The organism is Nocardia sp. NPDC127579, from assembly GCF_042672005.1.
Classification (GTDB): Bacteria; Actinomycetota; Actinomycetes; order Mycobacteriales; family Mycobacteriaceae; genus Nocardia.
In genome coordinates this window covers 1,200,284-1,219,702 of the sequence record NZ_JBHXVZ010000001.1, presented here as the reverse complement: position 1 = coordinate 1,219,702, position 19,419 = coordinate 1,200,284, and the positions used below count along the sequence as shown (strand labels likewise).

Below are 19,419 nucleotides of genomic sequence, written 5' to 3'. Positions count from 1 at the left end.
CCGCCACCCCGGTGCGCTAGCATCAACCCCCTGGAGACGTGGCAGAGCGGCCGAATGCACTCGCCTTGAAAGCGAGCGTCGCGAGAGCGACCGGGGGTTCAAATCCCTCCGTCTCCGCCACGCCTGTCGGGTCCGATTCAGCCTCTGCGAACGAAATTGGGGCGGATGAGGTCGTCCGGTGGGTCGAAGGTGCGGTGGAAGGTGGGGGTCAGGCCGGAGGAGATCGGCGGATTGATCCAGGACCAGTCGGTGGGGCAGGTGCGGCCGGCGGATTTCTCGCGGGCGACGTGCTCACAGAACTGTTTGGCGACGGTGTGGTGGTCGACGATGTGGACGCCGGATTTGCGGTAGCTGTACAGCACGGCGCGGTTGAGTTCGATCAGGGCTTGATCGCGCCACAGGGTGCGGGCGTTGGAGGTGTCCAGGTCCATCATGTCGGCGATCAGCGGGAGCATGTTGTAGCGGTTGGTATCGGAGAGATTGCGGGCGCCGATCTCGGTGCCGACGTACCAGCCGTTGAACGGCGCGCACGGGTAGGTTACGCCGCCGATTTCCAGGTCCATGTTCGAAACAGCCGGTACCGCATGCCATTTCAGTCCGAGCCCGGCGAACCAGTCGAAGTCGGGATGCTCCAGCCGCACCTCGCGGGCCAGCTCCGGCGGCACATCGAACCAGCGGATCGGTTCGTCGGGGGTGCTGATCAGTACCGGGAGGATGTCGAACGGGGTGCGCGCCCCGCGCCACCCGAGCTTCTGCGCGAATTCGGTGATCGCGATGTGGGCGGCATCGCCGGTGACGGTGCCGTCGCCGTTGCGGTAGCCCGCGTAGCGAATGAGTTGTGGTGAGACGATCCGGTATTCGCGTCCGTCGGGTCGGCGGGGCGGTCCGACGGTGATCATGGATTGGACGGCGCCGCCGTTGGTGGCCTGGCGTAGGTGTTCCCAGCAGGCCTCGGCGAGCTCGCGTGCGGTGCGCACCTGCCGTGCATCGATCAGTTTCAGTGCGCGCCAATGCTTTCGGCCGACGCAGCGGGCGTGATTGCGCCAGGCCAGTTGGGCGCCGATCAGGATTTCCTCGGCGGTGTGCTGATAGGTGGCTTCGTGCTCGAGTTCGCGCAGGGCGACGCGGCGGCGATGACTCGGCAGATGCGCCAGTTCCGGTTGTCGGAAGAATTCGTCGCACTCGCGCAGCCGCCGGGCTTGTTCGGGGCCGAAAGCGCCTGCGTCGGTGAGGTTCTCGAACTGTCGAACGGGCAACATGTGGTTCACGATTTCTCCGGTCGGGCATCAGGTACTGCGGAAACAGACAAGACAGCTAACGTGGAGCTCGGATCGAGTTCGCGCGAAGTGTGCGCGGGAGCCTGCGGCGGTGCCCGCCCGCAGTGGAACCCCTCGATGCTGTGAAGTAGCCCCAGGGCTGATCCGGCCCGGCTGACCTGGGCGCGCACACCACCGTGAACTGAGTGGGAGGCAGAGCTACGCGCGGTCATACGGGTTTCCGATCGACGCCTGACGAGGGCCCGGAGCCAGCCTAAGACCAGTGTGCTGACCGTGTGCCCGAATTCGTGGTATTCCCAGTTGGATTCGCCTCAGCTGCCCCGGGAGCGACCGGCTCGCCGTTTGCCAGCCGAGGCCGACACGCCCACGGCCACCGCTGGCACGCGGGCCCGGCCCCCGCCTTCTGGCAGGATGGGCGCCATGCGGTCTCGGCGCAGAACCTTCTCCGAGTTACTGAGACGCCGCCTACCCGGCGTCCTCGTCACCGTGGCCTTGTTGACCGGCGCGGCGGCGCCCTTCGCCCTCGCCGATCCCGCGGAAAGACCGAGCAGCGGCTCCTCGGACAAGCCCGATCCGGCCGAGCCCACCACGTCGCCACCGAATACCCCGTTCATCGAACGCGTCACCCGCATCGATGAGCGCCTGCTCTCCGTGTCCGTCTCGTCGCCGGCCATGCGCCGCTCCGTCGACGTGCAGGTTCTGCTGCCGCGCAACACGTCTCACGTCAGACCCGTGGTCTACATGCTGGACGGCCGCAGCGCGAGATCGGAGAGCAACAACTGGGCCGAGCGCGGCGGCGCCCTCGAGTTCTTCGAGGACAAGGACGTCACCGTCGTGTTCACCGTCGGCGGCCCGGCGAGCTACTACACCGACTGGCAGCGTCCCGACCCGGTACTGGGCCTGAACAAATGGGAAACCTTCCTGACCGAGGAACTGCCGCCGCTGATCGATGCCCGCTTCGACGGCAACGGCCGCAACGCGGTGATGGGTGTGTCGATGGGCGCCGAAGCCGCACTAATGCTCGCGGTGCGCCGCCCGGAGCTGTACTCCGCGGTGGCCGGGCACAGCGGCTGCTACGAGATGGGCACCGACGCCGGCCAAGCCCAGACTCGCGCGGTGATCGCCACCTATAACGGCAAGGCCGACAATATGTTCGGCACGGAGCACGATCCGCAGTGGGCCGCCCACGATGTGCTCTCGCAGGCGGAAGCGTTGCGCGGCAAGGCGATCTACCTGTCCTCGGGCAGCGGCATCCCCGGCGGGTACGACGTACCGGGCAATCCGGAACTGGCCAGCGCCATCGGCTTCGGCGGCCCGCTCGAGGCCGCGACCTTCGCCTGCACCCGGATTCTCGCCGATCGGCTGCGGGCGCTGGGCATTCCGGCTTCGGTGAGTCTGCGCGGCACCGGCACACATTCCTGGCCGTACTGGCGTGACGAGCTGGCCGCCTCCTGGCCCGCCGTCGCCGCCGGCCTCAACTGAAGCGGGCCGCGATCTCCGGATCGGTGGCGAAGCGCAGGAACAGGTCGTTCTCGTGCGGGTCGCCGATGGTGACCCGCACGCCGTCGTCGGCGTAGGGCCGCACCAGCACGCCCGCTTCCGCGCTCGCCTGGGCGAACGCGCCGCTGCGCTCGCCCAGCGGCAGCCAGACGAAATTGGTTTCGCTGGGCGGCAGCGAGTATCCGGCCGCCAGCAGCGCCGCCCGGACCCGCTCGCGCTCCACGATCAGCGCGTGCGTGCGGTCGAGCAGCTCACCCCGCGCCTCCAGTGAGGCGATCGCCGCGGCCTGCGCCACTCGGTTCACGCTGAACGGGATGTGCACCTTCTGCAGTGCCGTGATCACCTCGGGATCACCGACCGCGTACCCGACCCGCAACCCCGCCAGTCCGTAGGCTTTCGAGAAGGTGCGCAGCACAACCACATTCGGGCGGCCGCGACCCAGCTCCACGCCGTCCGGACACTGCCCGGTGCCGTCCATCCGCAGATATTCGAAGTAGGCCTCGTCGAGCACGATCAGTACGTTCGAGGGCACGGCGTCCAGGAAGCGGGTCAGCACGTCCCGGCCCACCGCGGTGCCGGTCGGATTGTTCGGGTTGCAGACGAACACCAGTTTCGTGCGGTCCGTCACCGCCGCCGCCAGCGCCGCCAGGTCGTGCGTGTGCTCGGCCGTCAACGGGACCCGAACCGCCGTCGCGTGCCCCACCTGGGTGACGATCGGGTAGGCCTCGAACGAGCGCCACGCGAACAGCACCTCGTCCTCGGGGCCGGCGCAGGTGATCTGCACCAGCTCCTGCAGCAGCGCCACGCTGCCGCAGCCGACCGCCACCTGCTCGGCGGTGACGCCGAGGAACTCGGCCAGGGCCGCGCGCAGTTCGGTGACCTGGTTGTCCGGGTAGCGATGGGCCAGCTCGGCCGCCTCGCCGATGGCCTTGGCCGCCGCGGGCAGCGGCGGCAGCGTGGTCTCGTTGCTGGCGAGCTTGACGGCGCCGGGATAGCTGCGGCCAGGGGTGTAGGCCGGAATGGAGGAAAGGTCCGATCGGATCTGCGCGCTCACCCCTCCACCCTAAACGTGTCCCCCTCCGTGACGGAGATCTCGATCGGGCCTCCGACAGGTCGCCGATCGGGTGCTCCGTACCGAAAAAATTGCGGTTGGAACCCGCTCACGTGCAATTTCTCGCCAAGATCAGCCCGTCGCCCTACTCTGGATTCCATGTCGGGCACCTTTGACGATATTGCCCCCCTACGCCGCGCCACCGCGCCGGCGGACCGTCTCGATGCCGACCTGCAGGTGCCGATCCTGGTGGTCGAACCAGAGGGGAATGCCCGCGGCGCGATCGTCGTCCTGCACGAGGCACGTGAGTTCACCCGCCCCCTGCTCGACCTGATGCAGGCCCTGTCCCTGGATGGCTGGACGGTCGTCGCGCCCAACCTGTTCCACCGTTCCGGCGGCGATCCCGAGCACGAGGTGTTCGGTGACGCGCTATTCGACGATTTCGACGCCTGCCACGATTGGCTCACCGCTCACGGGGTGTTCCCGGACTGTATCGGCGTGCTCGGTTTCGACCATGCGGGTACGGCCGCCTTCCTCGTCGCCACCAACCGTCCGGTGGGTGCGGCCGTCAGTGTCGCGGCCCCCGGCATCGTCGAACCGCTCACCGATGATGCCGACGCGCTCGTTCTGGCCGCGCCCGGTCTGCAGGCCCCCTGGCTCGGGCTCTACGGCGCCGACGATCCGCTCATCCCCGCCGCCCATATCGATCAGCTCCGCGATGCCGCCGCCCAGGCCGCCGTCGCCTCTCTCGTCGTCAGCTATCCCGGTTTGCACCATCGCGCCGACCGCCCGTCCCCCGACGCCGACGACGACGCCGATTTCATCGCCGCCCAAACCCGCATCTTCGACTGGTTCGACAGCAACTTACGCTAGATAACCAGGCGTTTTGTTATCTGGACGGTGCCTCCTGTAATCTTCATGCTCGGCGGTTCGAAAGGACCGGTGCCCTCGAAGAGAAGGCTCCAGGAGGCGTGCCAGAGCGGCCGAATGGGACTCACTGCTAATGAGTTGTCCCTTCACGGGGACCGGAGGTTCAAATCCTCTCGCCTCCGCCACATAACTGAATATCCATGCGCCCGTAGCTCAACGGATAGAGCATCTGACTACGGATCAGAAGGTTAGGGGTTCGAATCCCTTCGGGCGCACAGTAATAGAGCCCCTTCCGATACGTCGGAAGGGGCTCTATCGCATCTCGGGTTACTGGAGGCCTCGGAGAGCGTCGCCGATCTCGGATACGTTCTCCAGTCGCCCTGTCGCAACATCCAGGACCAGCTTTTCCGCTAGATCCACATCCACCCTGAGTCGCACGCCGTTCAAGCGGAGCATCAGCATGCATGAGATCCAGGCCGTGCGCTTGTTGCCGTCGAAGAACGGATGGTTACAGGCCAGGGATTGCAGCAGCGCTGCCGCTTTGTCGAAAACGTCGGTGTAGGCCTCGACGCCGAAGGCGACGGTTTCGGGTCGGAAGAGCGCTGATTGTAAGAGCCCCATGTCCCTGACGATCGTTCTCCGCTCTTCATTGACGCGAATGGCGATCATCAGCACCTCCTCGAGGGTGGGGTACCTCACTTCAGTCGGTCCAAGAGCTCGTCCCAACGGCCGAACTCGTCATCCAGGATTGCGTCGACCTCGGATTTCCGCTGGTACTTGGTGATGTACTCCGCGATCGCCTTGTTGATGACGCTGTTGATCGAAAGGCCCTCTTGCTCGGCCTGTTTCGCGATCCGCGTCTCGTTGTCGCCGGTGAATCTGAGATTGATGGCCATGTCTTATGGTACCAATTTGGTACCATTCGTGCAGGTGCTTCTTCCGAGGGGTTGCTCGTATCCTTGGTCCGCCGACGAGGCGGGTGATCAAGCGACGGTTTCAGGGGTGTCCGGCTCCAGCCAGCGGCGTTCTATGGTGCGCATCATCGATGGGTAGACCAGGAGGTGGCGGATCGGTTTGATCGCCGCCATGTAGAGGGTGCCGAAGCGGCCGTTGGGTTTGACGAGCGCGGCCATCTGGGCGTGGTAGCCGTCGTCGCCGGGGACCCAGCTGATGTGCATCAGGCCGTGGACGGTCTTGTTCGCGAACTCCGCCAACCATTCCCGATCTGTGAGGTACACCGAGGTGAATGGGGTCCCGGGGATGTCGGGGCCGCGTTCACCGTCGCGCAGGTCGGCGGGGAGCCGGTCCCGCAGCGAGGAAACCCGGGTGCCGATGGCGGTCTCCGGTTCGTCCCAGCCGAGCAATCCGCCCAGTTTCCAACGGATCGTGAGCAACAGCTGCTCGATGGTGAACGACTTGTGTTCGGCCCTGGTGCCGGCGAGGCGGACGTACCGTGCCAGGCCGTCGGGGCCGCCGGGGGTCGGCAATCGCCACACGTCCTCGAGTATGAAGTCGGCGGCGATGTCGTGGACGCGCCATGGCTGGCTGGTGTGCGCGGTGTCGGGGAGTCGCATCGGGTGCTCCTGTCGTGTCGGCCACGGCGCGATACGCTGCCCTGGCATTCTTCACTACGTCTGTAGTTCGATTCTTACTACAGTTGTAGTTCATCTGAATTGGAAAGGGAACCCTGGTGATCGAGCCCACAGATCGGCGCAAACAGCTCGCCGACGCCGCGATCGAAACGCTTGCCCACGCGGGAATGCGGGGATTCACCCACCGCGCCGTCGATCACGCGGCCGGACTGCCGGAAGGCTCCTGCTCCAACCACTTCCGCACCCGCCAGGCCCTGCTGGCGGCCGCGGTGAACCGTCTCACCGAACTGTCGGTAGCCCAGGCTTTCGTCCCCCGGCCGGACGCGGATATCGACGAAATTGCCGCCGACCTGGCGGTTCTCGCCGAATCCTGGCTCACCATCGGCCGTACGCGCACACTGGCCCGCTACGAACTGTCGCTCGAATCGCTACGCCAGCCCCAGCTGCGTGAGACTCTCCTACAGGCCACCGCGGGCGCACGGGCACTCGTCGAACCGCTGTTCATCACCCTCGGCGCCGCCGACCCCGCCGTGGCCACCCACGACTTCGCGGCCTGCCTGGACGGCATCCTCTTCGGTCACCTCGTCGGCACCGCCGCCCTCGACCCGCTGCCGGATCGACTTTCGCCTGTTATCCGAAACCTGCTGCGCGCCTTCCTCGCCTAGCGTGGCCCCGTACGGTCTCCGACCTCCAGTAGGCTCCTCGTCTGTTGGATGGATGAAGGGGGCCGACAGTTGAATGCGCCAGTTCCGCCGTACTCCGGCGCACCATTCCCGCAGCAGCCCGCACCGTGGGGCGCTGCCCCGCCGGCACGGTCCAAGCGAGCTGTCTGGTTCGTGCTGGCCGGTGTGCTCGCGGTCGCGCTGATCGCCGGTATCGGTGTCGCGGTCTATCGATCGATGAACCGGCCTGTGCACCTGGATCCGATGCAACGAGCATTTCCTGAACTCGTCCCACGAGAGCAATACTCGGGAACCGGATTCCAGGGCTTCGAATGCACGTGGGCACCCCGGCGCAAGCCGCTGGCGACCTTGGCGAACGGCCCAGCACTCCCACAGCATTTCGACTCGTGGGATTACGCGTGGGGTTGTGTCGATCCGGGTGGGCAGCTGACCTTCACCGTGCTGCAATTCACCGGATCGAGCGAGATCGAGTCCGCGCTGGCGACGCTCGATGTTCGCAAGTCTCCCGGTGTGAAGGAAGACGGCATCTCGTATACGAACTACGCGATGTCCGCGCAGGACGGCCGCCCGTATGTGCTGACAGCATTTCCCACCGACCCCGAACGCAACATCTTCCTCATCATGACCTACGGCAGCGCCGACTTCGAGTACAAGCTCGAAGGCTGGATACAGTACGTCGCCCCACTCGGGTGAGTGGACCCGGACGCGCACGGCTGTGCGCAATCCGCCGATTACGTTGTATTGCTTCGTAATCGCCGCTCTCGATGTGCGGCCAAAACACCATCGCTGACGGCGACTGGCGGAAAGATAGCTGAAGACCGGGATCACCTCCTACAGAAGGGCAGCAGGCATTGACGCAACCATGGGCGACGGTTATCGCGGCGGGCTTGGCGATAGTCGCGGCGGGCATTGCCTTCGTGGGGGTGCTACACGCACAGGCTGTTGCGAAATCGGCGACCAGAGCGCAGCTGCGCCAACAGCACGCGGCGCTGGTGCGGCAGGGGCGACAGCACGCGGCGCAACTGGCGGCGACAGCGAACCTGGAGCGGGAGAAGCATCGCCGCCAGGTGAGTACGGACGCGGTCAAGGACGGGCTGGCGGCGTTGAGCAAGTTGAAGGACGCGTACGCGGCTGCGGGGTCGAACCCGGGTGACGAGCACGCCCGGGACCGGTGCACGGCCGCGGCGGACGAGTGCACCGTGGCGGCGAGCATGCTGCTGCTGCTCGACCTGGACGCGCCGTATCAGCAGATCCTGGCCGCGAATACGCTGGTCCGCCAGTATCTGCGGCAGCCGCCCCGGATGTTGCAGCCCGCCGAGATCCACGGCTACAGCCGGGCGCACACCGACGCGGTGGACGCGCTGCGCACGAGTTTTCAAGAGGTGCTGGGACATTCGCCCGAGACGGTGCGGCGTTGACCGGCGGCTGGCCCGCCGGGTGGGCGGATCTCACCCGCGGGATCGGGTGCGTGATGTGCGATTCCGCCCGGGCGGAATCCGACGACTACGGGGTGCGCATCTTCGAGTCGGCGAATGTCGACGCGTCCTTGCAGCGGGCCGATATTCAACGCGGCTACACGGTGGTGATCTGGCGGGGCCGCCATGTCACGGAACCGTTCGAGCTGACCGAGGACGAGTCGGCGCGGTACTGGCGTGCGGTCATGCGCGTGGCGCGAGCGCTGATGGACTACTACCGTCCGCTCAAGATGAACTACGAGACGCTCGGCAATTCGGTCCCGCACCTGCACACCCATCTGCTGCCGCGATACGTCGAGGATCCGGCGCCGGGCCGTCCGTTTCCCCTGCTGCCGCAGGACGGTTCGGAGCGGCGGATCCCGGATGACGAGCTGTGGGCGCAGGCGCGCGCGTTGCGTGAGCGGCTCGGCTAGTTCTGTGGACTCGCTCACCTGCGACGGACTAGGGTCGACGGCGTGACCAGCGCTGATTCCGCCGCCCCTGTCGATGTGATCGATCAAGTCGCCGAGGGCACCGCACGGCTGCTCGAGACGATCAAGGGGATGAGCGAGCGGGAGGTGGGGGAGCCGTCGGTGTTGCCGGGCTGGACGCGCGGTCACGTGCTGGCCCACATCGCGCGCAATGCCGACAGCTTGAGCAATCTGCTCACCTGGGCTCGCACCGGAGTCGAAACTCCGCAGTATGTAAGCGCTTCGGCGCGCGACCAGGATATCGAGGAGGGCGCCCCCCGCCCGCTCGCCGAGCAGGTCGCCGATATCGAGGCGACGGCCGCGCGCTGGCTCGAACTCGCGTGCACCGCACCGGATGCGGCGTGGACGGCAACGGTGCGCAACCGGCAGGGCGGGGAGCTGCCGGGTGCCTTCATTCCGTGGATGCGGCTGCGGGAGGTCGAGATTCACCATGTCGATCTCGGTCTCGGTTACCACCCGGCGGACTGGCCGGCGCCGTTCGTGCTGCGGCTGCTGCCCGAGGTGGCTATCGATCTGACCAGGGTGGCGGCCACATCCGAGGCGCCCGCATCGGCGTTCGCGATCGAGGCGACCGATCTGGGAATCGGCGCCACGATCGGCCCGGGCGAGTCGGGGCAGGTCGTCTCGGGCCCGTCGAAACCACTGCTCGCCTGGCTGCTCGGCCGTTCGGACGGTAAGGATCTGTCCGGCGATCTGCCCCCGTTGCCCGCCTGGAAGTAGCTAGCCGAGCACGGCGTCGGCTTCGATCTCCACGAGCAGTTCCGGGGCGATCAGCGCCCGCACCTCGTACATGGAGGCGGCCGGTTTGATGTCGCCGAAGAATTCGCGATGCGCCTCGGCGACTTCCGGCCAGCGTGCGATGTCGGTGACGAAGATCCGGGTCCGGATGACGTCGGTCAGCTCGGCGCCGGCCTTCTCGAGCGCGGTCGCGATGCGCCGCAGCGCTTCTCGCGCCTGCTCGGCCATATCGTCGCCGCCGACCGCGCCGCCGCCGGGCGCGGCGGCCGTGCTGCCGCTGACGGCGACGGTGTTCCCGATCCGCACCGCGCGCGAATAGCCGACGACGTCTTCGAAATCCGATTCCGAGGAGATGTTCACCCGTGCGTTCACGCGGACAGCATGGCACTCTCGTCCGCGCGCGGCAGAGCGAACCCGAGCGCGATCAGCCACAGCGAGATGGCGCCGACCTGGATCCGCTGGGCGATGCCGAGCGCGTAGTCGCCGGGCAGGCGATCGGCCGCCAGCATCCAGCCGGTGGCCAGCGCGCCGATGATCAGCAAGACCAGCCCGAGGGTGCGCAGGATCCGCCAGTGCGGACGGTAGCGGAAGGCGGCGCGGGTGAAGGCGAGGACGGCGACCGCGATCGAGGCGACAGCCAGCGTGCTGGTCAGTGCGTGCGGCTGGCGCAGCTGTGGGAACAGGCCGCGGTCCGCGCAGTCGGCGCAATCACGCAGGGGCACAAGCGCATCGGCGAGGGTGGCGGCGCCGAAGCAGAGCAGGGCGAGCCAGCCGAGCGTGGTGAGCGGACGCCTCGGGAAGAGCCACAGCGCGGTGGGCGCAACGGCGATCAGGAGCGCGGCGGCGATCTTGTCGCCGGTGGCGAAGACCCAGCGATAGGGCTTGCCCTCGGCGTCTAGTTCGCTGAGGAAGCTGTCGACCGGAGCACTGTGGACGGGCAGCACGAACTCGAGCACCCAGGACGAATAGCAGAGCCCGGCGAGGACGAGCGCTGCGGCGACGGCCAGCCGCAGGTGAGCTATCTCTCGGCTACCAGCCATGGTTCTCATACTCGCATCCGCGATCTCAGCGTCGCACCGCGGCCTGCACTCGATCGGCCGCCCGGCCCGGATCCTCGTGCTCCCAGATCCGGACCACCTGCCAGCCCGCCGCGCGCAACGCGGCATCGGTCGCCCGGTCCCGGGTCACATTGGCCGCGAGCTTGGCCGCCCACCATTCGGCATTGTTCTTCGGATCCGTCGCATGCTGCGGACAGCGATGCCAGAAGCAGCCGTCGACGTAGACCGCCACGCGCAGCCGTGGGAACACCACGTCGGCGCGCCGCCGCTGCCCGGCCAGCGGCGCGCGATCGACGAAATACCGCAGACCGCGCCGATGCAGCTCTTTACGAAGTGCCAGTTCGGGTTTCGTGCCGGAGCGGCGCTGCCGGGACAAGCGGGCGCTGGTCGCCGGGTCGGTCGGTGGCCTGGTCATCGCATGCGCTCGAGATGGCTGTGCACGTCATCGAGGAAGCCGGGCGGGAAACGGAGGTTGCCCATACTGGTGCGGCGCAGGAATCCGGCCGTCGCGCGGGCCGAGAGCAGCCGGGAATCGGTGAGAAAGTTCTTCAGGTCCTCGTAGGGATGGTGGACCGGCCAGGTGGACACTGGCATACGCTGAGCAACCCCCGCGCGCCCCCAGGCAGCCGTCGGCCAGGCTTCGTCCTCGGCCAACGGCACGCCTCTGGGGAAATCGTCGTCGGGCGCCGCCAGCCGCGCCCCGATCCACTCGGCCATCCGCACGCTCACCGCATTGCCGACCAGCTTCCACCGGTGCCCGGCCCGCACGCCCGGCACCTCGAGGGCGGGCTCGGTCCAGCCCGCCGCGAAACCCTGCAACCGCTCGCCGTCGACGACACCGGGCGTGACCAGCTCCCCGGACGGCAGCCGCACCGCGGGCGGGCTCGCGATCCCCAGCGCCGAACCGCCCTTCAGGGTGGGCACCGCATTGACCGCCCACCCCAGCCCGCGCACCCCCTCGGTCCAGTAGAAGCCGCACGGATCGCGCTGCGGGTCACCGACTTCCAGCGGCCCGGCGTCCGCGCCGAACAGCACCGGCCGCGGATCCTCGGTCCGGGAGGCGAGCATCAGCACCCGCTGACGGCGCTGTGGCAAGCCGAACGCGCGCCCGTCGACCACCCGATAGGCCCAGGTGTAGCCCAGCTCCTCCAGCACGCCGGTGATGTGCCGCATCGCCGCGCCGCGGCCCAGTTGCAGCATGAACGGCACGTTCTCGATGAGCAGCCAGCGCGGACCGCGTTTACGTCGCACCAGACGGAACACCTCGTCGACGAGTCCCGACCTGGATCCGGTGATACCCGCGGTACGCCCGGCCTGGGACAGGTCCTGGCAGGGGAAACCGGCCGCCACCAGCTCGGTGCCCGCGGGAATCGCGCGCAGCCGGGTGACGTCGGCGTGCAGGTCGACCTCGGGGAAGTGCGCGGCCAGCACGCCCTGTGCGCCGCGATCGATCTCGCACAGCAGCTCGGTGTGCCAGCCGTGGCGGCCGAGGCCGAGCTCCAGCCCGCCGATCCCGGCGAACAGCCCGACCATCCGCCCGCCCGTCACCGTCCACCTCTCCGCTGCTCCGACCCGCCACCGCCCGTGCGCGCAGTGCACGTTACTCGAGCCGCCGCGCGGCCGCGCGACAGTGTGTGAAAGCCCTCGCTTACGGCACGGGAGTACCAGGTTGCGTGTCTTGCTGCGGATTAGCTCGACCTCCCCGATAATTCGAGGCGGCCCGAGCCCATCTAGGCTTGCGGCGCTTTGCCGATCGTTCCACGCGGTTCCCCGGTTCCACCCGTGCTGCCCAGGAGAGCGAGACCCGATGCAGATTCCGTCCACCAAGAACGGCAACTTCCCCGATGTCGTCGTGACCAGCCTCGCCGCGACCACCTCGATCGCCGGCGACGTCGATTCCACCTGGAAGGGCCTGCTCGGTGGGGAGAGCGGGATCGACGTCCTCGACGACACTTTCATCGACCAGTTCGGCCTGCCGGTACGCATCGGCGGGCACCTCAAGGTCGCGCCGTCGGCCAACCTCACCCCGGCCGAACAGCGCAGACTGGCTTACGTCGAGCAAATGGCGACGGTGCTGGGCCGGGAGGTCTGGCGCAACGCGGGCAGCCCCGAGGTGGACAAGACCCGGCTCGGCGTCTCGATCGGCACCGGCCTCGGCGGCGCCGAAGCCATCATCGACCAGCGCGACAAGATGCAGAACGGCGGCTACCGCAAGGTCAATCCGCTGTCGGTGCAATGGATTATGCCCAACGGCCCGGCCGCGTGCGTGAGCCTGGAACTGGGCGCGGGCGCCGGCGTGTGCACCCCGGTCTCGGCCTGCTCGTCCGGTTCCGAGGCGATCGCCAACGCGTGGAAGATGATCGTCATGGGCGATGCCGACATGGTGGTCACCGGCGGCGTGGAGGGCTCCATCCAGGCCGTCCCGATCGCGGCGTTCACCATGATGCGCGCCATGAGCACCCGCAACGACGACCCGAAAGCCGCCTCGCGCCCGTTCGACCTGGGCCGCGACGGTTTCGTCTTCGGCGAGGCCGGAGCGATGATGGTCATCGAGACCGAGGCGCACGCGAAGGCGCGCGGCGCGACCATCCACGCCCGGCTGCTCGGCGCGGGCGTCACCTCCGACGGATTCCATTTGGTCGCACCGGATCCCGAGGGATCGGGCGCCGCGCGCGCGATCACCCGCGCGCTGCAAACCGCGGGCATCGGCAAATCCGATGTCGGCCACATCAACGCGCACGCCACCGCCACGCCGATCGGCGACACCGCCGAGGCGAACGCGATCAGCAAGGCCGTCGGCAATCACGCGTCGGTCTACGCGCCGAAGTCGGCGCTCGGCCACTCCATCGGTGCGGTCGGCGCCCTGGAATCGGTGATCACCGTGCTCAGCGTCCGCGACGGAATCGTGCCGCCCACCCTGAATCTGGAGAACCAGGACCCGGCGGTCGACCTGGACATCGTCAAGGGCCAGGCCCGTCCGGGACGAATCGACTACGCGGTCAACAACTCCTTCGGGTTCGGTGGGCACAACGTCGCGCTCACCTTCGGGCGGTACTAGCAGCGGACGGCCGGGGGGATCGAGTCATATCCAGCCAGAATGACTATCGGCGCGCAACCTGCTAACCTTCCCGGCGCTCCATGGTCGATCTGTGTTCGGTGTCACGGCACCCTCGGTGCGTGCGTTGGATGAAGGATAAAAGCGATGATCGGCGAGACCTTTGACGACTATTTGGACGAACAGGGCAATATCAAGATCCCCGGGGACAAAACCCTGATCGACTTCGTCGACAAGCACAGCGCGGAGAACGGCGATGCCCTCGCCTACCGCTACATCGATTACTCCCGTGAACGCGACGGCGAGTACCAGGACCTTACCTGGGCTGCGTTCGGTGTCCGGCTGCGCGCGGTAGCCGCACGGCTGCAACAGGTTTCGCGACCGGGGGACCGGGTCGCGGTGCTCGCGCCGCAGGGACTGGACTACGTGGTGTCGATCTTCGCGGCCGTCTACGCGGGCAATATCGCTGTGCCGCTGTTCGATCCGGAGGAACAGGGCCACACCGACCGGCTGCACGCGGTACTCGGCGACTGCACACCCGCGGCGATCCTGACGGTGTCCACCTCGGCGGCCGGTGTGCGGAACTTCTTCCGGCACTTGCCCGCTCCACAACGGCCGCGCATCATCGCGGTCGACGCGATCCCCGACAGCGTCGGCGAGACCTGGGTGCGGCCCGACATCAATATCGACAATGTCGCCTACCTGCAGTACACATCCGGGTCCACCCGGACGCCGGCCGGGGTGGAGATCACGCACCGCGCGGTCGGCACCAACCTGCTCCAGATGATCGATGCCATTGGCGTGAAAGAGAATTCACGCGGCGTCACCTGGCTGCCGCTGTTCCACGACATGGGGCTGCTGTGTGTCATCCTGCCCACCGTCGGTGGCGGCTTCATCACCATCATGTCGCCGAGTGCGTTCGTGCGCCGCCCGTACCGGTGGATCAAGGAGCTGGCCGCCGTCTCCGACGGAGCTGGAACCTTCGCCGCCGCACCGAATTTCGCATTCGAGCACGCGGCGGCGCGCGGCCTGCCCAAGGCCGGGGAGTCGCTGGATCTGTCGAATGTGATCGGGCTGATCAACGGCAGCGAACCGGTGTCGGTGTCGTCGATGAAGAAGTTCAACGAGGCGTTCGCGCCGTACGGTCTGCCGAAGACCGCGATCAAGCCGTGCTACGGCATGGCCGAGGCGACGCTGTTCGTGTCGGCGACCAAGGCCGAAGACGAGGCCAAGGTGGTCTATGTCGATCGCAACGAGCTCAATGCGGGCCGGATGACCGAGACCGCGCCCGACGCCGACAATGCGATCGCCCAGGTGTCCTGCGGCTATGTCGCGCTGTCGCAGTGGGCGGTCATCGTCGACCCCGAGACCCTCGCCGAACGCGCCGACGGCGAGGTCGGCGAGATCTGGCTGCACGGCGAGAACATGGGCATCGGATACTGGGGGCGGCCGGAGGAGAGCGAAGCCACCTTCCGTAACACCCTCGACGTGCGCCAGCCCGAAAGCCACGCCGCGGGAACCGATCCCGGCGCGCATTGGATGCGCACCGGCGATTTCGGCGCCTACGTCGACGGGGAGCTCTACATCACCGGCCGGGTCAAGGATCTGGTGATCGTCGACGGCCGCAACCACTACCCGCAGGATCTCGAATACTCCGCGCAGGAGGCGAGTTCGGCGCTGCGGCCCGGCTTCATCGCCGCCTTCTCCGTGCCCGCCAACCAGCTGCCCGCGCTCGTCTTCGAACAGGGCAGCCACTCGGGTCTGAAGTTCGACGCCGAGGACACCTCCGAGCAGCTCGTCGTGGTCGCCGAACGCGGCACCGGCGCGGCCAAACTCGACCCGCAGCCCGTCGCCGACGCCGTCCGCGCCGCCATCTCCCAGCGCCACGGCGTCACCGTGCGTGACGTGCTGCTGGTGCCCGCGGGTTCGATCCCGCGCACCTCCAGCGGCAAGATCGCCCGCCGCGCCTGCCGCACCGCCTACCTGGAAGGCACCCTCCGCGGCGGCTACCAGCAGCAGGCGTTCCCCGACGCCGTGGAACGCGAGAGCATCAGCGTCTCCTGACCCCGAAGCCCCGGCCCCGGCCGGGGCTTCGACTATCCGGCGCTCCAACAGTCGCGATCCTCCATGTGTTGCACATATGTTGCACAGCCCGCCTACACTGGATTTCATGACCACCAGAACGAGTAAGCCCAGAAGATCGGCGAAATCCACCAAAGACACTGACATCGCAGACCAGGTCGCTAGGCCGCGACCGCGGAGCACCACCGGCATACGGTTGGCTCCCAACGATCAAGAATTGCTCGCCAAGCTCACCCAACCGGGCGAGACCAAAGCCGACGTAATTCGTCGAGCCCTGCATGAACTCGATCGGCGGGAATGGCTGATCGCTGCGCAAGCCGACGCTGAGCGCATCGACGCCAGCGGCGAGGACCTCAATGTGGAACCCGACGCCTGGTGATCAGAGGCGCGGTATATCAGGTTGATTTGGGCATCGTCAACCGCGGACGCGAGCAACGAGGAAGGCACTACGGGGTGGTGTTGTCCGAGGTCGATTGGTCCATGGTCACCGTTGTCCCCACATCCACCTCGGCTCAGGATTCCCGATATCGGCCACGGATCGAACTCATGGAGCGATCCACGCTCTTGCTGGTGGATCAGGTGCGGTCGCTCGATACCAAACACCTTGGCGACATGGTGGGATACCTGTTGCGCGACGACATGGCTCGGCTGGACAACGCCTTACAGCTGTATCTCGGCCTTTGAGAAGGCCTGCTCGCTGCGCATCGCGGTCAACGAAAAGCCCCGCACCTGTCGGAACAGGTGCGGGGCTTTCTGGCGGTGGCGGAGGGATTTGAACCCTTCCGGGGTGCCAGGTGAGAGCGATGAAACCAGCTCTACCAGCTGAAACACATAACTGTGATTCGCCGCTGATCACGGGGTTTCATGGGCGATTGTGGGCAAAATATGGGCAGGCGGACGGCTACCCGAACCACGTCCGCCCCTCGAGGTGGTGTGCGATTCGCAGCCGCATCGTGTCGTGCATCGGTATCGCCTCGAGGTCGGCGGGATCGACCCATTCCACTGCGGTGGACTCATTCGAGACGGTGAGTCGGCCGCCGGTTACCGAGGCGTAGAAGGTGACGTTGAACTCCTGGCGCACCTCGCCATCGGCGTAGGCGATGACGTGCGCCGGGTCGGTGTAGATGCCGAGCAGTCCGGTGATAGTCACCTCGAGGCCGGTTTCCTCGCGGGTCTCGCGGATCACGCATTGTTCGAGGGTTTCGCCGAGGTTCATGGTCCCGCCGGGAAATGACCAGTTGCCCGAGTCGGCTCGGCGTTGCAGCAGAATTCGCCCGGCGTCGTCGACCACGAGCGCGGAACCGCCAGGTATCAGCGAGTTCGGTTGTGGCGCGGCCGGATCACGGTAGTAGTCAGTCCTGCGGCCCATAGTGGCTCACCGTTCCCCAAATTTGTTCGAACTGGTCGGCGTAGGACTCGAATATGCCGTGCGCCGATAAGCGGCGCAGCAGTAGCGCAGGATGCTGATATCCACGCGCCCGCACCAGGTATGGGGTAACCAGCATCGTGTCATCGAACCGGAACACCGAGTTGTAGAGGTGGGTGCGGTGCAGTCCGACCGTACAGCCGGATGTGGAGTCCAGCGACCCGAGCATTGACAGCGCGTTGCGGATGCGACCGGGCAGGGTGCCTTGCATCTGTTCGAGCTGGTCACGTTCGCCGACGTGGGCGCATTCAGGGTCGGCGAACGCCAACCGGACCGTGGCGCCAGCAGCGCACTTTTCGGCGATGATCCCGGCGGCGTCAGGCAGCAGCTCGAATACGAATGGGTAGGCGTAGCCGACGATGTCGATCCGCTGAGCTGCGTTGAGCAACAGGCCGGTCCATACATCGTTGGGGATGTCGGCTCGGTGCGCGTAGGCGGCAAGTACTTCCGACGTGGCCGGGCTACCGGCGGCCAGATCAGGTCTGGCCTGCGGCCATAGGCTGTCCTCGGTTTCGCCGAGCGCTTCAGCCACCGCGATTCGGCTGCGCCGGTGCGGAATCCGGCCTGACATCCAGCGCGAGACCGTTTTCGCATCGACGCCGACCGTGGCTGCGAGTGCGGCCGAGTCGAGCCCAGCTCGCAGCATCGCCGATTCCAATCGCTGTGCCATATCCAAACGGTACGGGACGTTTACGGGACGCGTCAGACGTTCCCAAGTGTCCGTTGAAGCGTCCTGGTGACAGTTCCGCCGTCCCAGTGGTCAACGGGACGCTGAAACCAGCCCCGCCGCCGGGGCGAGCGTGTCCTCGGCGGCGGGGGACTCCAATGGTTTTCGGGACAGGGGCGGACATGTACAAGGCGGCTTTGGCTGTGGTCAAGCTCGATAGCAGCGGCATGGTCAGTGGTGGTGCCGAGCATGCGCGCCGGGTCATCCGCTCGATAGCCGAAGAGCGTGCGCTGATCGTGGTGGAGGTGCTGGCCTATCGCAGTGACCAGCAGGGCTGGATCTTCACGTTGCTCGAGACGGTGCACCGGTTCGGGATCCACGCGGTCGTGGTCGCCGATATCGAGCACGTCGGCCGGTTCACCAAGGCGGTCACCGGCGTTGCCGATCTGCATTCGCCTGCGCAGTCGTGGCCCTATTCGGGTTACGGCGTGGGTTATGTTCGCCCGTCGCGCGCTCGGTGGGTGGAGCTGGACGAGCTGCACGGTGATGTGACCGCCGCGCTGGCGGCGGTCCGGCCGTGACCACTATGGGGTTGGCGGTCGCGGCCGGGTTGCCGTTGCTGGTGTTGGCGGCGGCGATTTGGTGGCCTACCGATGACCAGGGTGACGAGTAGCCAGTACCAGTCACCCTGAAAGTCATTGCGCGCGTTTGCGATATCGGTTCATTGCGTAGGTTTCGGCCAGTGACCAGCCGGTGAACCCGTTGCTGAACTGGCGCGTGAACGGCCCCATCGTGTCGAGGTGTTGCAGCTGTTCGGGCACGGCGACTGATCGGGCCTTCTGTGGCGATGAAAAAGCCCCTCACCTGCGATGCAAGTGAGGGGCTCTCAGCGGTGGCGGAGGGATTTGAACCCTCGGAGGGGGGTTACCCCTCACACGCTTTCGAGGCGTGCTCCTTAGGCCGCTCGGACACGCCACCGCCGACAACCATACCGGAGCGGGGGCGGATCGCTAAATCGGCTGGAAGCGGGGGTCAGCGCTGGTCGGTGAAGAAGGATTCGAGCAGGGCGGCGCAGTCGGATTCGAGGACGCCGCCGCGGACCTGGGGGCGGTGGTTGAGGCGGCGGTCGCGGACCACGTCCCAGAGGGAGCCGACGGCGCCGGTCTTGGGCTCCCAGGCGCCGAACACGACGCGGTCGACCCGGGCCAGGACCAGGGCGCCGGCGCACATGGTGCAGGGTTCGAGGGTGACCGCCAGGGTGGCGCCCGTCAGCCGCCAGCCGTCGCCGTGCACGCGGGCGGCCTGGCGCAGCGCAAGCACCTCGGCGTGCGCGGTGGGATCGGCGAGCGCCTCGCGGGCATTGGCGGCGCGCGCCAGCTCCCGGCCGGACGCGTCGAAGACGACCGCGCCCACCGGGACATCGCGGGGATCGGCGGCGGCGGCCGCGTCGAGCGCGGCCAGCACCATCTCCGAAT

General features: G+C 67.2%; 25 protein-coding genes and 4 tRNA genes. 15 read left to right on the top strand and 14 right to left on the bottom strand.

Features of this window, described 5'->3' with window-relative positions; translation table 11 throughout:
• The first annotated feature begins 32 nt into the window (after positions 1-32).
• A tRNA-Ser gene (locus tag ACFVMC_RS05185) sits at positions 33-120 on the top strand.
• Positions 121-137: 17 nt separating this feature from the next.
• Here ACFVMC_RS05185 and ACFVMC_RS05180 read toward each other — a convergent pair.
• Positions 138-1,259 carry a nitric oxide synthase oxygenase gene (locus ACFVMC_RS05180; RefSeq protein ID WP_379207005.1) on the bottom strand — a complete coding sequence of 374 codons (1,122 nt, stop codon included), beginning with the start codon at positions 1,257-1,259 and terminating at the stop codon, positions 138-140.
• 438 nt (positions 1,260-1,697) lie between these two features.
• Here ACFVMC_RS05180 and ACFVMC_RS05175 point away from each other — a divergent pair, with 438 nt between their 5' ends.
• Positions 1,698-2,759 carry an alpha/beta hydrolase gene (locus tag ACFVMC_RS05175; protein WP_379207003.1) on the top strand — a complete coding sequence of 354 codons (1,062 nt, stop codon included), beginning with the start codon at positions 1,698-1,700 and terminating at the stop codon, positions 2,757-2,759.
• Here ACFVMC_RS05175 and hisC read toward each other — a convergent pair.
• Entirely contained in the window at positions 2,752-3,831 is a 1,080-nt protein-coding gene (gene hisC, locus ACFVMC_RS05170; RefSeq protein WP_379207001.1) for a histidinol-phosphate transaminase, read from the bottom strand. The genes ACFVMC_RS05175 and hisC overlap by 8 nt on opposite strands.
• A gap of 156 nt (positions 3,832-3,987) precedes the next feature.
• Between hisC and ACFVMC_RS05165 the strand changes: the two genes are divergently transcribed.
• From ACFVMC_RS05165 to ACFVMC_RS05155, 3 genes are all read left to right on the top strand, one after another.
• Positions 3,988-4,701 (top strand): dienelactone hydrolase family protein, encoded by a 714-nt coding sequence (locus tag ACFVMC_RS05165; RefSeq protein WP_379206999.1) that lies wholly within the window; start codon positions 3,988-3,990, stop codon positions 4,699-4,701.
• A gap of 92 nt (positions 4,702-4,793) precedes the next feature.
• Positions 4,794-4,883 (top strand) — tRNA-Ser (locus ACFVMC_RS05160).
• Between the two features lie 17 nt (positions 4,884-4,900).
• Positions 4,901-4,973: transfer RNA gene (locus tag ACFVMC_RS05155), tRNA-Arg, on the top strand.
• Between the two features lie 52 nt (positions 4,974-5,025).
• Here ACFVMC_RS05155 and ACFVMC_RS05150 read toward each other — a convergent pair.
• From ACFVMC_RS05150 to ACFVMC_RS05140, 3 genes are all read right to left on the bottom strand, one after another.
• Positions 5,026-5,367, bottom strand: coding sequence for a type II toxin-antitoxin system death-on-curing family toxin (locus tag ACFVMC_RS05150; protein WP_379206997.1), 342 nt, complete (start codon positions 5,365-5,367; stop codon positions 5,026-5,028).
• 26 nt (positions 5,368-5,393) lie between these two features.
• Positions 5,394-5,594 (bottom strand): hypothetical protein, encoded by a 201-nt coding sequence (locus ACFVMC_RS05145; protein WP_379206996.1) that lies wholly within the window; start codon positions 5,592-5,594, stop codon positions 5,394-5,396.
• Positions 5,595-5,681: 87 nt separating this feature from the next.
• On the bottom strand, positions 5,682-6,272 hold the full coding sequence (locus tag ACFVMC_RS05140; RefSeq protein WP_379206994.1) for a DUF2867 domain-containing protein: 591 nt from the start codon (positions 6,270-6,272) through the stop codon (positions 5,682-5,684).
• Positions 6,273-6,388: 116 nt separating this feature from the next.
• Between ACFVMC_RS05140 and ACFVMC_RS05135 the strand changes: the two genes are divergently transcribed.
• The 5 genes from ACFVMC_RS05135 to ACFVMC_RS05115 all read left to right on the top strand — a co-directional run bounded on the left by ACFVMC_RS05135 (position 6,389) and on the right by ACFVMC_RS05115 (position 9,638).
• Positions 6,389-6,955, top strand: coding sequence for a TetR/AcrR family transcriptional regulator (locus ACFVMC_RS05135; protein ID WP_379206992.1), 567 nt, complete (start codon positions 6,389-6,391; stop codon positions 6,953-6,955).
• Between the two features lie 69 nt (positions 6,956-7,024).
• Entirely contained in the window at positions 7,025-7,666 is a 642-nt protein-coding gene (locus tag ACFVMC_RS05130) for a hypothetical protein (RefSeq protein ID WP_379206990.1), read from the top strand.
• 158 nt (positions 7,667-7,824) lie between these two features.
• Positions 7,825-8,391 carry a hypothetical protein gene (locus ACFVMC_RS05125; RefSeq protein ID WP_379206988.1) on the top strand — a complete coding sequence of 189 codons (567 nt, stop codon included), beginning with the start codon at positions 7,825-7,827 and terminating at the stop codon, positions 8,389-8,391.
• A 53-nt stretch (positions 8,392-8,444) separates the two neighbouring features.
• Positions 8,445-8,861 carry an HIT family protein gene (locus ACFVMC_RS05120; protein WP_379207839.1) on the top strand — a complete coding sequence of 139 codons (417 nt, stop codon included), beginning with the start codon at positions 8,445-8,447 and terminating at the stop codon, positions 8,859-8,861.
• Positions 8,862-8,903: 42 nt separating this feature from the next.
• On the top strand, positions 8,904-9,638 hold the full coding sequence (locus ACFVMC_RS05115; RefSeq protein ID WP_379206986.1) for a maleylpyruvate isomerase family mycothiol-dependent enzyme: 735 nt from the start codon (positions 8,904-8,906) through the stop codon (positions 9,636-9,638).
• On the opposite strand, the gene ACFVMC_RS05110 is transcribed toward ACFVMC_RS05115, so the two are convergent.
• From ACFVMC_RS05110 to ACFVMC_RS05095, 4 genes are read right to left on the bottom strand one after another with little or no spacing between them, the layout of a single operon-like run.
• Complete coding sequence (locus ACFVMC_RS05110; RefSeq protein ID WP_379206984.1) at positions 9,639-10,028, bottom strand: RidA family protein; 390 nt, start codon at positions 10,026-10,028, stop codon at positions 9,639-9,641.
• Positions 10,025-10,696, bottom strand: coding sequence for a DUF998 domain-containing protein (locus ACFVMC_RS05105; protein WP_379206983.1), 672 nt, complete (start codon positions 10,694-10,696; stop codon positions 10,025-10,027). The genes ACFVMC_RS05110 and ACFVMC_RS05105 overlap by 4 nt, the downstream gene beginning before the upstream one ends.
• A gap of 25 nt (positions 10,697-10,721) precedes the next feature.
• Entirely contained in the window at positions 10,722-11,129 is a 408-nt protein-coding gene (locus ACFVMC_RS05100; RefSeq protein WP_379206981.1) for a very short patch repair endonuclease, read from the bottom strand.
• The gene (locus ACFVMC_RS05095) at positions 11,126-12,247 is read right to left on the bottom strand and encodes a DNA cytosine methyltransferase (RefSeq protein ID WP_379207837.1); all 1,122 of its coding nucleotides are present in this window, start codon (positions 12,245-12,247) and stop codon (positions 11,126-11,128) included. Before ACFVMC_RS05095 ends, ACFVMC_RS05100 begins: the two co-directional genes overlap by 4 nt.
• A gap of 274 nt (positions 12,248-12,521) precedes the next feature.
• Here ACFVMC_RS05095 and ACFVMC_RS05090 point away from each other — a divergent pair, with 274 nt between their 5' ends.
• From ACFVMC_RS05090 to ACFVMC_RS05075, 4 genes are all read left to right on the top strand, one after another.
• Positions 12,522-13,772: a KasA/KasB family beta-ketoacyl-ACP synthase gene (locus ACFVMC_RS05090; RefSeq protein ID WP_379206979.1), complete on the top strand. Its 1,251-nt coding sequence runs from the start codon at positions 12,522-12,524 to the stop codon at positions 13,770-13,772.
• Positions 13,773-13,916: 144 nt separating this feature from the next.
• Positions 13,917-15,833 (top strand): long-chain-fatty-acid--AMP ligase FadD32, encoded by a 1,917-nt coding sequence (gene fadD32, locus ACFVMC_RS05085; protein ID WP_379206977.1) that lies wholly within the window; start codon positions 13,917-13,919, stop codon positions 15,831-15,833.
• Positions 15,834-15,939: 106 nt separating this feature from the next.
• A complete protein-coding gene (locus ACFVMC_RS05080) occupies positions 15,940-16,230 on the top strand; it encodes a hypothetical protein (RefSeq protein ID WP_379206975.1) in 291 nt (96 codons plus the stop codon).
• On the top strand, positions 16,227-16,535 hold the full coding sequence (locus ACFVMC_RS05075) for a type II toxin-antitoxin system PemK/MazF family toxin (protein ID WP_379206973.1): 309 nt from the start codon (positions 16,227-16,229) through the stop codon (positions 16,533-16,535). Before ACFVMC_RS05080 ends, ACFVMC_RS05075 begins: the two co-directional genes overlap by 4 nt.
• Positions 16,536-16,752: 217 nt before the next feature.
• Here the strand turns inward: ACFVMC_RS05075 and ACFVMC_RS05070 are convergent, their stop codons facing one another.
• Together ACFVMC_RS05070 and ACFVMC_RS05065 are read right to left on the bottom strand one after the other, a co-directional pair.
• Positions 16,753-17,220 carry an NUDIX domain-containing protein gene (locus tag ACFVMC_RS05070; protein WP_379206972.1) on the bottom strand — a complete coding sequence of 156 codons (468 nt, stop codon included), beginning with the start codon at positions 17,218-17,220 and terminating at the stop codon, positions 16,753-16,755.
• The gene (locus tag ACFVMC_RS05065; protein ID WP_379206970.1) at positions 17,204-17,935 is read right to left on the bottom strand and encodes a hypothetical protein; all 732 of its coding nucleotides are present in this window, start codon (positions 17,933-17,935) and stop codon (positions 17,204-17,206) included. The genes ACFVMC_RS05070 and ACFVMC_RS05065 overlap by 17 nt, the downstream gene beginning before the upstream one ends.
• A 212-nt stretch (positions 17,936-18,147) precedes the next feature.
• Between ACFVMC_RS05065 and ACFVMC_RS05060 the strand changes: the two genes are divergently transcribed.
• Positions 18,148-18,525, top strand: coding sequence for a hypothetical protein (locus ACFVMC_RS05060; RefSeq protein ID WP_379206968.1), 378 nt, complete (start codon positions 18,148-18,150; stop codon positions 18,523-18,525).
• Between the two features lie 114 nt (positions 18,526-18,639).
• Here the strand turns inward: ACFVMC_RS05060 and ACFVMC_RS05055 are convergent, their stop codons facing one another.
• The 3 genes from ACFVMC_RS05055 to ACFVMC_RS05045 all read right to left on the bottom strand — a co-directional run bounded on the left by ACFVMC_RS05055 (position 18,640) and on the right by ACFVMC_RS05045 (position 19,411).
• Positions 18,640-18,765: a hypothetical protein gene (locus ACFVMC_RS05055; protein ID WP_379206967.1), complete on the bottom strand. Its 126-nt coding sequence runs from the start codon at positions 18,763-18,765 to the stop codon at positions 18,640-18,642.
• A 69-nt stretch (positions 18,766-18,834) separates the two neighbouring features.
• Positions 18,835-18,922: transfer RNA gene (locus tag ACFVMC_RS05050), tRNA-Ser, on the bottom strand.
• A 54-nt stretch (positions 18,923-18,976) separates the two neighbouring features.
• Complete coding sequence (locus ACFVMC_RS05045; protein ID WP_379207835.1) at positions 18,977-19,411, bottom strand: nucleoside deaminase; 435 nt, start codon at positions 19,409-19,411, stop codon at positions 18,977-18,979.
• Positions 19,412-19,419: the final 8 nt, after the last annotated feature.